Source organism: Bdellovibrionales bacterium, from assembly GCA_019750295.1.
Lineage (GTDB): Bacteria > Bdellovibrionota > Bdellovibrionia > Bdellovibrionales > JAGQZY01 > JAIEOS01.
Map to the genome: position 1 here is coordinate 14,896 of JAIEOS010000110.1, position 14,509 is coordinate 29,404.

Sequence of the window (14,509 nt, forward strand, 5' to 3'; positions counted from 1 at the left end):
CGATTAGAGTGTACTAAAAAATTCGACGATTTTTTTCGCGGCTTGGGCGCGATGGGAGAGAGTGTTCTTTTCTCCGTCGCTGAGTTCACCTAAAGTTTTAGTAAATCCATCGGGGATGAAGATGGGATCGTAGCCAAAGCCGTTGGTTCCTGTAATCTTGGGTGCAATTTTTCCGTGAAGTTGAGCGCTGTAGACTTTTTCCTCTCCGGTGGGGGAGAGCAACACTAACGTGCATTCAAAGTGAGCCTTGCGATCGGAGATGTTCCGAATCTGCATCATCTTTAAAAGCTTGGCGATGTTTTCCGGCATGCTGGCCTTCTCGCCGGCGTAACGGGCGGAATGCACTCCAGGAAGGCCGCCGAGTCCATCGACCGATAAACCGGAATCATCGGCCAAGACCCAGTCCTCATTTGCAACTACGGCTTTGAGAGCCTTGGCTTTGATGCGAGCGTTGTCGAGAAAGGTTTTTCCATTCTCTGGAGGTTGAGAAAATACAGGGAGCTCTTTTTGCGAGTGTAATTCTAAAGGTACGCTTTTTAATAGAAGTTTAAACTCGGTGAGTTTTCCATTGTTGCCGGTGGCAATCCATAACTTAGCCAATTTCGATCCCCATTGAGTTGAGACATTTCTTTTGAATCTTGAAAAGTTCTGCGCAGCCTTTTTGGGCGAGTAAAGACATTTTCGTGAGATGTTCGGCGGTGAATGGTTTTTCCTCGGCGGTTCCTTGAATTTCCACAAACGCGTTATCATGATTCATGACAAAGTTCACGTCGGTCTCGGCGGAGGAGTCCTCGAGATAGCACAGATCCAAAAGAGGTTCGCCGTTCACCATTCCCACACTCACGGCACTAATCATCGAAGTCATTGGAATTTTAAAGTTCGGCTCACGATCACGTAAGTAGGCGAGGGCCTGGGCGAGAGCCACAAAGCCCCCAGTGATGGCCGCTGTGCGAGTTCCCCCATCGGCCTGCTGCACATCACAATCGATGGTGATCATGCGCTCACCGAGCGAAAACAGATTCGTGCTGCTACGAAGACTGCGAGCGATCAGACGAGAGATCTCTTGAGAGCGTCCACTAGCGGCAGTTTTTTCGCGATTCATCCGATCGTGAGTGGAGCGCGGGAGCATTCCGTATTCGGCAGTGATCCAGCCTTTCCCTTGGCCTTGAAGCCACTTGGGAATGCTCGGCTCAATGCTCGCGGTGCACATCACATGTGTGTGACCATACTTGATCAAAGCGCTGCCCTCGGCATAGCGATTGACAGACGTTTCGATAGTTACGGGACGAAGTTGATCGTTTGCTCTTTTATCATGTCGTGTGCTCATAGTGAGCCCTACTTTAGAGCTTTTGTCTGTTCTTTGTCTAGAGTTTCTTTGTAATCTTTAAGGCCCTTATAGATGGCCTGAGCGATTTCTTTTTGATAGGCGTCAGTGACTAAACGCTTCGATTCTTTTTCGTTAGAGATAAAACCAATTTCGACGAGAGCGGAGGGGATGCTTTGCTGAACAACGGCAAAAGGCCCTTGTTTAATCGCTTGCGGACGCACTTTCGAAAAGGGAACTTTCCACTCGTGAATAATATGCCAGCTCAGTTCGTAGCTCTTAAGAGTCGACATCGATTTTTTAAGATCGGCGAGGATACTTTGAAGATCGCCTTTCTTTTCTTTTCGTGAAAAATTTTCGTCCACTTGATTTTCTTGATGGGCGAGCATCAAGCTTTCGTCGTCAGGATCGAGTTCGTTTCTAAAATAGATTTCCATTCCTTGAGCGCTGGCGTCGGTGGATGAGTTGGCGTGAACACTTAAAAATAAATCCGCTTGGCTTTTAGCACCGATCTTGACGCGCCGATGGAGTTCGAGCTGGCGATCATCGGTGCGAGTGAGAAACGCTTTAAATTCTGGGTCCTTGTTGAGAATGTCGTTGAGTTTTTGCGACACTCCGAGAACCACTTTCGACTCGTTGGCCGATCCGCGAGTGGCTCCACGATCCATGCCGCCATGGCCGGGATCAATCGCTATAGTAAAGGCTTGAGCGGAATTGAAAAGCAGAGCACAAGTCGCCCACAGAATCCCTCGCATTAGAACAAGTATCCTATGCGCAGACCCATGAGCGATGTGCTGACGTCGCCTCCGGAGGGGTAGTAGTAATAAATAAAATCAATGGGAATCGTCATCGAGCTTGTGCGGTATTCAAGGCTTGCACCAAACTCACCTACGGCGACGGTGTCAATCGAGGCGATCGCTGTCGAGGAAGAGCTCATCGGGTGGAAAATCCCAGCGCCGGCGAGAAGTTTAATTCCAAAGCTTTCACCGCCAAACACTTCGTAGCGGAGTAAAGCATCTAAACTCAAGTAGGTGATTTTTGTTCCGATAGTCCCGATAGTTTGATAATTGCTCTCGGGAGTTTTCCCAGAGCCACTGACATCGAAGTTCTCAAGTCCGGCGAGGAGTTGGATATCTAAAGACTCGGAGGTGGGATAAATGTACGCTCCACGAAGTCCAAGGCTAGAGCCCGATTGCGAGGAGGTCGTCGCATCTTGTTTAACGTCTTGTGTAGCAGAGGCATATCCCAGAACGACGCCCCACTTTGTGGCCATTCGATTCCGACGTCGACGTTTCGTGCCTGATTCTGAATCTGAACTCTCGGAAACACTGGACTTTGATTTTCTGGAGGAAGCGGATTTTTTTCCAGCCCCTTTAAATACAGTCAGATCGCCGCGTTTGGCTTTCCCTTTACCGAGAACACCGACGGCTTTAAACCCCTGAACTTTTTTAAGCTGAAGAAGCCCGGTTTTTTTACCGTTAATATCTGTCACATAAAAAATATCGTTATTGGCAAATGTGCCTTCTTCTTCGGGAGAAAAAATAACATAAACTTTTTTGCCACTCGTTTTGAGAACTTTTCCTGCATACGACGGATAAGAAAACAAAAAGAGTGCAAACAACACGACCCAAAATGGCTGATGACGCATGAAGTCCCTCTGCCATTAGAATACGGCCCCGAGGGAAGAAGTCCAAGTAAAAGCCCTTAGACTCTGGTCCTTTGGTACCCGGTACCTTTTGCGGATGCATTGTATAAAAAAAGCGGCCTAGGCCGCTTTTTTTATACAATGCATCCGCAAAAGGTACCGGGTACCAATTAGAAGGGGATTTCGTCGTTGGAGTCGAAGCTGGGTTCTGGAGAGAAGTCGGCAGCGCCCGCGGATGGGCCACCACTGTTTTGAGAGGCGCGATCTCCTCCGCCAAGGAACTGGACATTGGCCGCAACCACTTCTGTGGCGTAGCGCTTTTGACCTTGTTGGTCTTCCCAAGAGCGAGTCTGAAGTTTACCTTCTACAAACACTTGTCGACCTTTGGCGAGGTGCTGAGCGCAGATTTCTGCGAGTTTACCCCAAACCACAATGCGATGCCATTCTGTGCGTTCTTGCTTTTGACCATCGCGATCCACCCAGTTTTCACCGGTAGCGACGTTAAAATTGGTCACAGTTTGACCTGAAGAGAGAGTTTTCATTTCTGGATCCGCACCAAGGCGTCCAACGATCATTACTTTATTCACAGACATATAGCCCCCGATTTGTAGATAGAGTTTTTCGCAAAAAGAGAATATCGGGTCAATTAAAAATTAGGCAGAGATGCACAATGAAAAGATCGATGCTGAATTTAACAGCAGCAAAAACTCAATTCCGGAAAGATTCGTACGGAATTGCTTCTGAATTTCTCGTAGGCCCATTAATAAGAGCGCCATAAAAATAGGAACTCTTCTACAGGAGCGTCATATTTTTAGAGAAAACTCTCCAGATAATTGAGAGAGCGGATGCCGAACCAGCTCATTTTTTCTCCATCGACCAAAGCGACAGCTCCGGGCAACTCTTCCATGGCGTCTCTCCGCTTTTCAAACGGGTAAGGCTCCGAGGAGCAAAGGAATAAATTTTTAGAATTTTTAAAGTCATTGAGTTCAAACTCGGGATATTTGTCGCTTCCCCAAATCTTAAGTCCAAACCATTCGAAGAGCGAACCAACAAATGTCGGTGCGCCCGCCGCCATCCAAGGATTGCGCCAAATCACGTACACAATGTTTTCAGGATCAAAATCTAAAGGCTTTACCCATTCCAAAAGTGCCGGAGGAAAATCTTTCTCCGAAGAAATTTGCGGAGTGCTTGCGATCACTCGCTCCCACCGCTGGGCCAACCCTAAAAGTTTTGGAGCTTGAAATTTTTCGGCCAGATGTCGGAGCTCTCGAGGCATATCCTGCATAGATTGCACATGGGTTGCAATGTAGGGGACCGGACAGGCCTTTGCCATTTCTAAAGTGTTTTCTTCTTTATCGAGGAGAACGAAGTCGGGCTGATATCCTGCCACTTTATCCCAATCGACATCTTTCGTGCCGCCGACTGCGGGAATGAACTCCATCATGTCTTCGGGATGTATACAAAAGCGCGTGCGCCCGATGACGGGCACTCCAGCAGCAATGAGAGTTTCGGTCCACGAGGGAACTAAAGAGATCACCGTCATAATTACCAATCGATAGGGAAGTAATCTTTTAAGAATTTTCCACACCAGTGTTCGCCCGTCAAAATCCCGTCGAAGAAAGGATCGCAGACACGAGCGGCACCATCGACGATATCTAAGGGCGGCTGAAAATCATGAATTTCGGTTTTCGACTGAGCTAGATGTGCCGGATCTTCATCCGTCACCCAACCGGTGTCGACCGCATTCATAAAAATTCCATCTTTCGCAAGATCTTTGGCAGAGGTGTGAGTGAGCATGTTCAAAGCGGCTTTCGCCATATTTGTATGAGGGTGGCGATCTTCCTTATGGAAGCGGAAAAACTTTCCTTCCATTGCGGTCACGTTCACCATATGCTTTTGACCCGTATAATCCCGGCGCATGATTGGCGCTAATCGACTGCAAAGAACAAACGGAGCAATGGAATTCACCAACTGCACTTCGAGCATTTCGGGCGTGGGAACTTCCGCCAATTTCAATCGCCAGCTGTTTACTTTTCGCAAATCCACTTGTTGAAGATCGGCGTCGAGCTCGCCTCGAGGGAAAACTTCCTCAACCGCCAAGGAGTTATCATAAGAGTAAGGAATCTGCGAGAGCTGTGCCGGAGCCCTTAAGCCGATTCCAGGACCGTGCCCATGCCACTGCACCGGAAGCTTTGAATCGGGCTCGACACCACTCAACTGATGAAGATCATTTTTAAAGGTGGTGTAGCTTTTAAGAAGCTGCTGGGCTTCGGCTGGTAAATCCCCAGGAGAGAGAAGTTCGTTCTCCATCATGTGGGCGTAAAATCCGGGAGGACGTCGTACAGTTTGAGCGGCGTTGTTGATCAAAACATCTAAACGATCCAAAGTTCGATCGAGATGCATGCAGAATAATTCCACGCTGGGCGTGTGGCGCAAATCCAGACCGTAAATTTGCAACCGATCTTTCCATTCGTTGTAGTCGTCTTCTTTAGAGAATCTCAGAGCCGAATCGTGAGGAAATCTTGTGGTGGCAATCACCTTTGCGCCTGCTCTCAGCATCATCAGAGTGCAATGATAACCTATTTTAAGCCGAGAGCCGGTGATCACGGCCACTTGGCCATGCATGGGCGCTGTTTGAAAGCGTTTGCGGTAATTGAGATCTCCACAGCTCGGGCACATGCTGTCGTAGAAGTGGTGGAGCTGTGTGTACTCTTCCTTGCAAACATAGCAGTTTTGGGCCGAGTGGAGTTGGCGCTGGGGAAGGGCTTCGCCATCATTGAGGAACACTCGTTTAGGGGCTTCGAAGACTTTCTTTAGGCGAGCTTCGCGGATTCCCGTCTGAGCGCGGGTATTCCGGTCGGCCATGGCGCGAGCGCGTTTTTTAGCGCGGTCGAGAAGTTTATTGCGATGGGAGACTTCGGTTTTTGCGGGCCGAGAAAGTCTTCCGGCCGCGGTCATCAAATCAATGCGTTGCTGCTTAGAGATGTGCGAGAGGCGAAGACCATCTTCCAGAAAATAATTGAGAGTATCGATGCACGTTTGCACATCTTCGATTTTAATGTCCTGAGATTTTGAGTCTTTATCTTTTTGCATCGCTTTTCAAATTTAAAGATTAAAATCGACCGCCGACGAGCTCTTCACCGCGAAGAATATGGACGCTGCCGTCGTCAGAGAGTGTCTCGTCTTTGGAATAGAGTTCGCCGATTCCGCCGCAAAGAATCCCTGGAGATGGGAACTTTTCATCGTTGGTGTAGATCCGGATCGAAGTGATTTTCCCCGGGCCGACCACTTTAGTCTCTAGCAACTGAGGGGATTGCCCCTCCATGGATTTGTAGCGAGAGCACTGTAAGATTCCCGTCTGAACAGATTCTTGCTTTTGTGCGGGGATGCGACGCTGGCTCTCAAGAACATAAATCCCGTTTTCGAGAGTGGGCTGAGGGATATTTGAAATCACCACCGAGCAGCTCGTCCATTCCTCAGGTTTTGGCTTTTGGGAGTGAATCAAGATGGGTTTAAAGTTCGGAGAAACGGAGGTGATTTCGATGGAGGACCCCGCGTAGCCTTCGCCGAAGGTGTACTGTTTTTTTCCTTCGATCCAGCCGACAATATTTTTGGTGCTGTGGGTGCGAGAGAAAGTGTAAGTGTTTCGATCGTGATCGACAGATTTAATGGCTTCGACTTCGGTCGAAACACTAATGGTCGTATCGGTTACAGATTTGTTGGTGTTCACCACAGTGTAGGTGAGTCCTGGACGTAAGCGTTTGTCCATATCCTGGAGCTCTTTGGTGCATTCGGCTCCTTCGAGAAGTACGGTTTTAGAAGCGACGGCTGCGGGGAGGAATTGACCGCGCTGTTGAGTTTCGTCAAAAGTGACTTTTTCTGGATTTCCCGAACAACCCATAATGCTGGAGACGGCGATTAAAATTAAAAATCTTTGAGCCATGAACATCCCTTTGTTAGAGGGATAATTTTTAGCATATTGGTGGGGTCGATTCCAGAAAAAAGGACCCCGTGGCGGTGTTTACATTATAGGGGGCTATAGCGAGGCATGGGATCGTCAAAACCGCGGCCTTCTATGCGAAATGCATAGCGATTTTGGCCTGTGCCCATGGTCTTAAATTTACCGAGAATTCCATCGAGAATGGTCATATACACTCCCATGCGCGTGGAGAAGGCGTCTTTCACATTCATGTCTATGGCCAGGTTATAAAAGGTGACGGTGGTTTGGGCAAATCCTGGGGTGATCATCAAACTGATTTCACCGCTAATTTTGATATACAATTCGTCCTTGGGCGTGCCGATCGTGGAGTCCGTAATGATCACGCGCCCATCTTTAACCCGTCCCTTAAGTACGATTTTTTCCATACTGATCGAGGGAATAGAGAGCGATCCCATAGTTTCGTTCGTCAAAGTGAACGTGGGAATTTGAGGATTCTTTAATTGAATTTCGAAATTTCCATCGGGCTGCAATTTGGCAGAGGGATCGATATCCATCTCGGCTTTAATTTGACCAGAACCAGAGGCTGTGAAAGGTAACATTTGTTTGCTGGCGAGAGATTTTGTGATTTCTTTGAGATTAAAATTTTGAAAATTTAAATTCGTCCAAAGCGCCTCGGGAGACTGAAGTTTGGAACTCTTGCTAACGCTCAAGCTAAATTGTCCATCATAGAGTCCTTCCCCCTTCGCCGTCCCTCCAATCTGTTGTTTGACTAAGCTGAGAATCGAGGGAGCCACCCAAAGTTCGCTCATGGTCACTTCGAGAGGAAGCGCTGGGCCCTCAACGAGGACGTTCTCCATCTTAAGCGAGGGCTGAGGAGCAAAGCCCAGTGAGAGGTCATCAAACTGCAAATAGACGCTATTGTTTGTGGCCGCAACCACTTCGGAGGTGATGGCGTCGCTCAGATCGCCAAATGGGAAGAACATGACAATAAAAAGAAGTGTGGCAAAGACAAAAAATACCATCTTCTTTTTGTGATTTGCGAAAATGTTTTTAAATGTACCCAGCATGATTAGTCCTCAGGGTTAGCGTTTCTTCGTTGGTGCGGATTTTATTTCCGATTTGATCGGAAGCGAAAGCGACGTCACCGCATATTTAACATTGAAATAATGGGGATCGGCTTCGTCGGCCTGAATTTCAACCGCCGCAAGTTTTGTGTTCGGGTGCATGGTTGAGATCTGCTCTCCCAAGCTCACGACCTGTTTTAAGTTGAGTTTTTTAATTTCAAAGGTCATGCCCTCTTGTTTGATCGCTGCAGGAAGCGCCACGGGAAGAGTGTTTTTAGAGGGGTAAGAGGAGCCTTTTTGAGATTCGACAACAAGAGCCGAAGTCATTAATCCCTCCACCCGAGATTTAAGCTCGCTTGCGCTTAATCCGGAAAATTTCTGGCTGTTGATGATCGGCTGGCGAGCCGAGCGAAACAGACCACGGATAAGGCCACGGTTGTATTCAAAACTCTCTTCGTACTCCTGCGAGGTCGAAACATAGGAGGCGGGGATCGAATAGATGATGTAAAGAGCAAGAACGATGGTGGCTCCCGCCAATACTTTCTGCATGACGGGTGAGAGAGCTCTGTAGCGCTCGGTGAGTTGAACTGCAGCTTCGTTTTCGGAAATCTTCTGACCATATTCTTTTATGCGTTCTAAAAGTTGATCTCTTATATCTTTAAAATCCATAATTAACCCTTGTAAGCCAATTTAAAGGCGAAGGCGACGCCCTTGGTTTTTTTGATCGAAACAGGAATGGCCTGCACACGTTTGTCGGATGATAAGCCTTCCAACTTCTTTTTGATTTCATTCACGGTATGTTGTTGCTGCGCTTCGCCCTCGATCACGATGGAAGAGCTTTTGACGTCCACGCGGCGAATGTCGTACTGGAGATTTTTATTGGCCGGCAGGAGCGAGCTTAAAGTATTCACCACCTTCATGGCTGGCTCGATCTCGTTGGCTTTTTCGAAAAGTTTTGCATTTTTTGCTTTTTCTTCTTCGGTCTTTAAATATCTCTCGATGCGATCCGGTGAGGCCTCGCGACCTTTGAGGCCCGCGATTTTGTCGGCGCTCTTTACCAAATTTTCGTTGGCGACTTCGTCCAACTCAAAGGCCACTTGCTCCCGTGTAATTCCGTAAACTAAATAGCAGACGTAAGCCACACAGCAGAGGGCAAAAGTGTATTTCCATTTGGTCCAAGTTCTTTCCCAGAAAACGTTTTTCTTGGCGACGAGGCCGCGCCGAAGATTCACCGCTGGATTTTTTGGACGTTTGGCCCCTTCGATGGCAAGTCCGATGGCGATCGGGGCTCTTTCTACAAAAGCTGTCACTGGCTCCACTTGGCGAGGCTTAAGAATATCATTGGCAAAACTTTCGATGTTCGTCGTGATGCCCACGTATTTCGTAATTTGAGGAGTGATGTTCGCGATAAATGCGACAGGGCCCGAGAGAACAATGCTCTCCACCTTACTTTTAAACCGATCCTCGATATCGAGGATCGATAGCTTCACTTGGTGGACGAGTTCTTTTAAAGCCGTATCGATCACGCTCGACATTTTAATCTGCTCAGCATTGGCTCCGGCCATCATCACCAGCATAAAAACATCATTCGGGATAAGATCGGTGGCCTGATCGTAGGGGAGGCTGTAGTTTTTCATCAAGTTATTGACGATGTTCTTTTCTCCCCAAAAAATAGAACGGGCCCAAATCATTTGTTGCCCATGAAATACCGTGAGAAGAGTGGTTTCGTGGCCAAAGTGTAAACGAACCGTGAGTGAGGTCGGAATCATGTCCGGAGGACTCATGAGGAATGAGCCACTTCCCCAGTTTTCGTAGAGGTTCGCCATGGCGGAGCCTTCGTTAGAAATAATATCGGGGTCGATGTTCACTTTCCCTAAAAAATCGAGTTGCTTTTGCAGATCATCAATTCTTGCAGAGAATGCGATCACGCTGGTCTCGGCACTCGAAGTCGACACCGTTTTGATATCGAAAACGGCATCTTCGATATCAAAAGGAAGATCCTCATCGAGTTCGAAAGGTAAACTTTTAAGGATGTCGGTCCGACGATGGAACGGGAAGTTTAAGTTGCGGATCGAAACGAGATGTTGAGGTAGGGCAATGGTCACCGGCGTGTTTTCGAAGTCGTAAGAGTTTCCAAACTCACTGAGAACTTGAAGAACATTAATTTCCCAACTGTTATCATCTTGATAAGCCAACGGAATATAATCGCCGCGGAGGATTTCAAAGGAGCTGCTGTCGGCTGAGATCTCGACAATTACAATTCCCTTTTTATTAATATCAATTCCAATAGATTTCATAGATGCCCCGTCTTAATGTGTCAGTTTTATTTTAAGAGAATCCCCGCAAGTATTCAATTTATTAGGAGAAAAGACGGACTGGAGAGCACGATCTGGACACAGGCCGGGTCTAGAGTAGACTTACAAAAAATTACGGTGCGAAAGAGCATTGTGCGCCAGTTTGATTGGCCGTCCTCTCGCTAGACAAAAGATGGGTTCAACTAGTCGAGCAGTCCGCCGTCGATCATTTTTACGACCATCACATCAATACACGACATTAAAATTGTTTCGGCCTGATCGGTCACATCTATCCCCGGTATTTCTACGTGCGCCGAGGCATTCATAACAATACTCTGATTCGTTTTCTTTTTGAAAACATTAAGGTGAATTTCAGAATCGCAAATGCCGTGTTCGGTGGTCCAGGTTGTCTTTTCGGAAAACTCTAATTTTCTTACAGATACGACAGCGGTGTAGCCCGCTTTACTTTTTTGCTCGACGAACTCAAAGCCACGAGCCGACATTCTTCGTTTGAGTGACTCGCTAAAAGTGGACTCTAAGTTTTCTTTGAGGAGGATCGGGGTCGCTTTGTTGAAGATTCCGGTTTGTGCGGATCCTATAGAAAAAGGATTTGAATTTGAGCGGGCGTCGACGATTCGATCAATGTAAAACAATGTTTTGCCGTTATAGTGAGTCTTACTATCGAGTGCTAATCGATGAGGCTCTGCGTTTTCGAAATTGACGAGGATCTGTTGCGAGGCACAGGCATTTATTAAAAAGAGGAAGGGTAATAATCTCAAAATCAAGCCGACACCTCCTTTATTTGACGTCTCGAAAGATCACGTAGGGAGGACCTTGCGGGAGCGGTCTTTCTCCGGCTTGGCCGCCACTGGCTTCTGCGGCTCGTCTGGCGTCCACGCACTTCTTTTTTTCGTCGGCGTTGGTTTTGTCCTGGCATAAACAATCAAACTTGGGCTCGCCCACTTTATCTTTACATTGTTCGGGATTGACCGTCGAACCCGGGTTATTGGGATTTTGGTTTTTGGGGTCTTTGGCGATTTCTGAAGCCAATCGACTTTGCACTTTTTGAAAGTCAAACACGTACGACGTCATTTCGGTGGAGATTTTTCCGACAACGCCGATGCAGCTCACATTAAAATTAATTTCGTTATCAAAATAGAGTGGGACTTTGTCCTCGTTGAAATCTGCGCCGATACCAAATTGACCGAGAAAGCCGACAAAATCTTTTTCGTCTCGAAACGGACCTCCTAAATTGGGGTCATTTCGTCTCTTGATGATCTCTTGAGCCACTTCTTTGGTGATTCGCACGTCCAGTGCCATGAGTAGATCCCCAGTGGCGTAATTGACGTTGATCCCTTTGCCGCCGTAAAGGGTAATTTGTGGTGCGAGGACGTTGTAAATGTCATCTTCCATCAAATCGACCATGTGAAGTTCTTCGATCGTTTTGAACGGCTCATTGGGAGGAATATATGGGCTACGCATCTCGGAATAGTATCCATCCTCGCTTCCGCCATTTTGACTGTCGCGATCAGGATCAATCCAATCGGAGATATTATTGATGAGACGATCAAATTGAAAATTGGAGTAGCGATTACTCCACTCACTTTGTTCTCGTAACTTGGCGGAGAATAAATCCAAGATCTGTTGTTTCGTTTTTTTACGAATGCCTTCGGACGGGGAGGCTAAATCATTGATATCAATTTTACCGCTTTCGCTGTTAATTTTTGAATTGAACTGATGTTTGAATGTGGAAGCTTTCATCGTCTTAGCGATCGCGCTCTTATCCCCCTCGGAAGAATCGGAGGGAGCTACGATGGGCCATGAGAGAGGAAATTGCCAGACTAAATCTAACATGGAAGGGTCCGGTAAACTTTTTGCAAGCCCAGAGCGGGCCGCCTGTTGGTAAGCTTTAATTCGAAGCAAGCTGATATCCGTGCAACCTTTTGCGGCGTAGTAGGCTTGAACCTTACGAACAGAGTTCAAAGAGTTTTCGAGCTCCACCACCGTGTCGTAAGAAACTTCGAAGGCGAGAAAAACGAGTAAACTCATTAAAAACATCGAGAACATAATCGCAGAGCCGCGATTGTTTTTGAGAGGACTAAATCTATTGCGCACCGGGAACTCCTGATGCACCTGGGGCTCCTTGGGCCGGCTGCCCTCCAAAAAATGTCGCGGGATCGGTATTGTTTGGAAAACGTACATTCGCGATGATGGTTTGTCCAAATTTAGCGAGCGCTTTGCTTTCTTTATCTTCAACTTCGATGCTGATTTTTACCATATAAGGAAACCGGTTTTGTGTATTTCCAGTTCCCGACTGATCTGAAGCCCAAGATTTTTTCCACTCTTTATCTTCGAAGTCTTGGCTGAGGTATTCCAATTGAAACTTGCTGACATTCTCAATCATAGGCATTGAAGTTCCACCTCGGGTGACATCGTTGTCGAGAACAATGGAAGACCGACGCCAAAGGCACTGTTGGCTCGGTTTTCCTGTGGAGCGCGCTTTACACGAGCTTAAAAAGTAGCCCACCTCGATGAGATTGCTCTCTTGAGCATTAGCGGTGATGCGCTGGTTGTTGATCGTTGTAAAGTGAACACTGCTTTCCTTACCAATAAACTGCGTAAACTTAATTTGCTTAGGAGGCAGTCCTTGATTGGGATTTTGCGGATTAAATTGGGGCTGTTGCTGCGGAACCGGAGCTCCTGGTTGTCCTGGTGCGGAGCCAGGCTGGGGAGTGGTCATCGCAAGTCGGTCTAATTCGTAGAGAGGCTGTTGATAGTGAAACGCCTTCTCCACGTCGGTGGCCATAATTTTTAACGCATCAAAGACCATACTTTCGGTTTTTAAGCGCGCGTCGATCTTTTCTTTGTTCATTTTCGCTGAGCGAATGGCGTTCGCCGAAATGGTGGCCATGGTCGCCATGATCACCATAACGATCAGAATTTCTACGAGAGAAAATCCTTTTTGGAGGTGACGGCGGGTCGCAAAATTATTGGGCACCGTTGCCTCCATCGGCTCCACCGATTCCGCCCGGAAGGCCGCCACCGCCGCCACCAGGAAGAGGAAGCGGTCGATCAAAATCAATGATGAAGGTCGACGCTGAATATTGAACTTTATTTTTACGAAATGTATAAATGACGGTGACGGTCACTTCTCTTGCCGCCTGATTAAAATATTCGGTCAGTTGCTCCATCATCATCGTAATAAATCCAGTGTCTGGCGATTTGCTGTTCGCATTAATAATGCCGGCGAGATCGGGGAGTTCGAATTTTTTAGAAGTCATCTTCCAGGTATAATCTTTGTACTCTTTGCCGAGAAGGGCAAAGTCTCCCTGATCCTCCTCCGGGATTTGTTGGAATCTTTTTGACCATTGTCGCTCAATGTCCGCGACTTTAAAATCAAGAAGGTAGGCGGCCTGGTAGTTCATCTTCATTTTTCGCAGGCGCAATTGACTGCCAGACCACGCCATAGCAATCACCGTCAGTGAACCCATCATGATCGTCAGCGCGATGAGCACTTCGAGTAAACTAAAGCCTTTTTGTTGTCTTCGGGCTCTCATCATTGCGGGGCATCCTGGAGATCTTTAAGTTTTCGATTTTTGGCGATGAGATCCACGCGGCCTGTAAGCGGGTGAATCGCAATCGACCAATTTAAACTCTCCTTATTTGTAATGTGGATAACAGCTTCTTCCACCCGTCCTTCGGGGAAGTAGTGAATGTAAATCCGTCCCGAGGTAAATTCTTTATTCTGGGAAGCCAGTTCCACACTGCTAAAGAATAAACCCTTAGGGAGCGATTTGGGGCCGCCTTTGGAGAGTTGAGCGTCGACCTCGAAACCGCTGGGATCTTTGAGTTTCTTTTTCTCGTTTTCTTCGGCCTTTTCTTTTCGAAGTTTGATAATTTCTTCGTCGTAAGAAACAAAGAACTTCTGAGTTGTCGATTCCACCCAATAGGTTTGGTTTTCGCTTTCACTGGCCGGGAGATTGAGAACAAGTCGGTATGTTTGATTCCGCATGCGGGCTTTGGTTCGAATCTCTCGAACCAGAGACGCGAAGTTGCGAACCTCTTTGCGAATTTGGCGACTTTTTCCGGCGCCCGACTTTTGGCTAGCCATGCCGACGATAATAGCAATGAGCACCACAACCACCATGATCTCAATCAGGGAAAAACCTTTTTGTGAATTTAGTCGAGAGTTGGGGAGCATGCCTTTTATTCTAAGCAAGGAATTCAGATTGGTCACGAAAT

At 47.3% G+C, this 14,509-nt stretch carries 16 protein-coding genes; all 16 read right to left on the reverse strand.

Annotated features, from left to right (window positions below):
- Nucleotides 1–3 precede the first annotated feature (3 nt).
- The gene (gene rdgB / locus K2Q26_13910; GenBank protein MBY0316614.1) at nucleotides 4–600 is read right to left on the reverse strand and encodes an RdgB/HAM1 family non-canonical purine NTP pyrophosphatase; all 597 of its coding nucleotides are present in this window, start codon (nucleotides 598–600) and stop codon (nucleotides 4–6) included.
- Nucleotides 593–1,327 carry a ribonuclease PH gene (gene rph / locus K2Q26_13915; protein ID MBY0316615.1) on the reverse strand — a complete coding sequence of 245 codons (735 nt, stop codon included), beginning with the start codon at nucleotides 1,325–1,327 and terminating at the stop codon, nucleotides 593–595. The genes rdgB and rph overlap by 8 nt, the downstream gene beginning before the upstream one ends.
- 8 nt (nucleotides 1,328–1,335) lie before the next feature.
- Nucleotides 1,336–2,079, reverse strand: coding sequence for an N-acetylmuramoyl-L-alanine amidase (locus tag K2Q26_13920; protein MBY0316616.1), 744 nt, complete (start codon nucleotides 2,077–2,079; stop codon nucleotides 1,336–1,338).
- Entirely contained in the window at nucleotides 2,079–2,972 is an 894-nt protein-coding gene (locus K2Q26_13925) for a hypothetical protein (GenBank protein MBY0316617.1), read from the reverse strand. The genes K2Q26_13920 and K2Q26_13925 overlap by 1 nt, the downstream gene beginning before the upstream one ends.
- 167 nt (nucleotides 2,973–3,139) lie before the next feature.
- Entirely contained in the window at nucleotides 3,140–3,562 is a 423-nt protein-coding gene (locus tag K2Q26_13930) for a single-stranded DNA-binding protein (GenBank protein MBY0316618.1), read from the reverse strand.
- Nucleotides 3,563–3,780: 218 nt separating this feature from the next.
- Nucleotides 3,781–4,557 carry a helical backbone metal receptor gene (locus K2Q26_13935; GenBank protein MBY0316619.1) on the reverse strand — a complete coding sequence of 259 codons (777 nt, stop codon included), beginning with the start codon at nucleotides 4,555–4,557 and terminating at the stop codon, nucleotides 3,781–3,783.
- Nucleotides 4,515–6,062, reverse strand: a complete 1,548-nt coding sequence (locus K2Q26_13940; protein MBY0316620.1) for an SDR family oxidoreductase — start codon at nucleotides 6,060–6,062, stop codon at nucleotides 4,515–4,517. Before K2Q26_13940 ends, K2Q26_13935 begins: the two co-directional genes overlap by 43 nt.
- A gap of 19 nt (nucleotides 6,063–6,081) precedes the next feature.
- Complete coding sequence (locus tag K2Q26_13945; GenBank protein MBY0316621.1) at nucleotides 6,082–6,912, reverse strand: hypothetical protein; 831 nt, start codon at nucleotides 6,910–6,912, stop codon at nucleotides 6,082–6,084.
- Between the two features lie 83 nt (nucleotides 6,913–6,995).
- Nucleotides 6,996–7,976, reverse strand: coding sequence for a type II secretion system protein GspN (gene gspN, locus K2Q26_13950; GenBank protein ID MBY0316622.1), 981 nt, complete (start codon nucleotides 7,974–7,976; stop codon nucleotides 6,996–6,998).
- A 15-nt stretch (nucleotides 7,977–7,991) separates the two neighbouring features.
- Nucleotides 7,992–8,642 (reverse strand): hypothetical protein, encoded by a 651-nt coding sequence (locus K2Q26_13955; protein ID MBY0316623.1) that lies wholly within the window; start codon nucleotides 8,640–8,642, stop codon nucleotides 7,992–7,994.
- Nucleotides 8,643–8,644: 2 nt separating this feature from the next.
- Entirely contained in the window at nucleotides 8,645–10,270 is a 1,626-nt protein-coding gene (locus tag K2Q26_13960; protein ID MBY0316624.1) for a pilus assembly protein PilM, read from the reverse strand.
- Between the two features lie 200 nt (nucleotides 10,271–10,470).
- Nucleotides 10,471–11,052: a hypothetical protein gene (locus K2Q26_13965; protein ID MBY0316625.1), complete on the reverse strand. Its 582-nt coding sequence runs from the start codon at nucleotides 11,050–11,052 to the stop codon at nucleotides 10,471–10,473.
- 13 nt (nucleotides 11,053–11,065) lie between these two features.
- Nucleotides 11,066–12,382: a general secretion pathway protein GspK gene (locus tag K2Q26_13970; protein MBY0316626.1), complete on the reverse strand. Its 1,317-nt coding sequence runs from the start codon at nucleotides 12,380–12,382 to the stop codon at nucleotides 11,066–11,068.
- The gene (locus tag K2Q26_13975) at nucleotides 12,372–13,265 is read right to left on the reverse strand and encodes a GspJ family type II secretion system protein (GenBank protein ID MBY0316627.1); all 894 of its coding nucleotides are present in this window, start codon (nucleotides 13,263–13,265) and stop codon (nucleotides 12,372–12,374) included. Before K2Q26_13975 ends, K2Q26_13970 begins: the two co-directional genes overlap by 11 nt.
- On the reverse strand, nucleotides 13,255–13,827 hold the full coding sequence (locus K2Q26_13980; GenBank protein MBY0316628.1) for a prepilin-type N-terminal cleavage/methylation domain-containing protein: 573 nt from the start codon (nucleotides 13,825–13,827) through the stop codon (nucleotides 13,255–13,257). Before K2Q26_13980 ends, K2Q26_13975 begins: the two co-directional genes overlap by 11 nt.
- Entirely contained in the window at nucleotides 13,824–14,468 is a 645-nt protein-coding gene (locus K2Q26_13985) for a prepilin-type N-terminal cleavage/methylation domain-containing protein (protein MBY0316629.1), read from the reverse strand. The genes K2Q26_13980 and K2Q26_13985 overlap by 4 nt, the downstream gene beginning before the upstream one ends.
- Nucleotides 14,469–14,509: the final 41 nt, after the last annotated feature.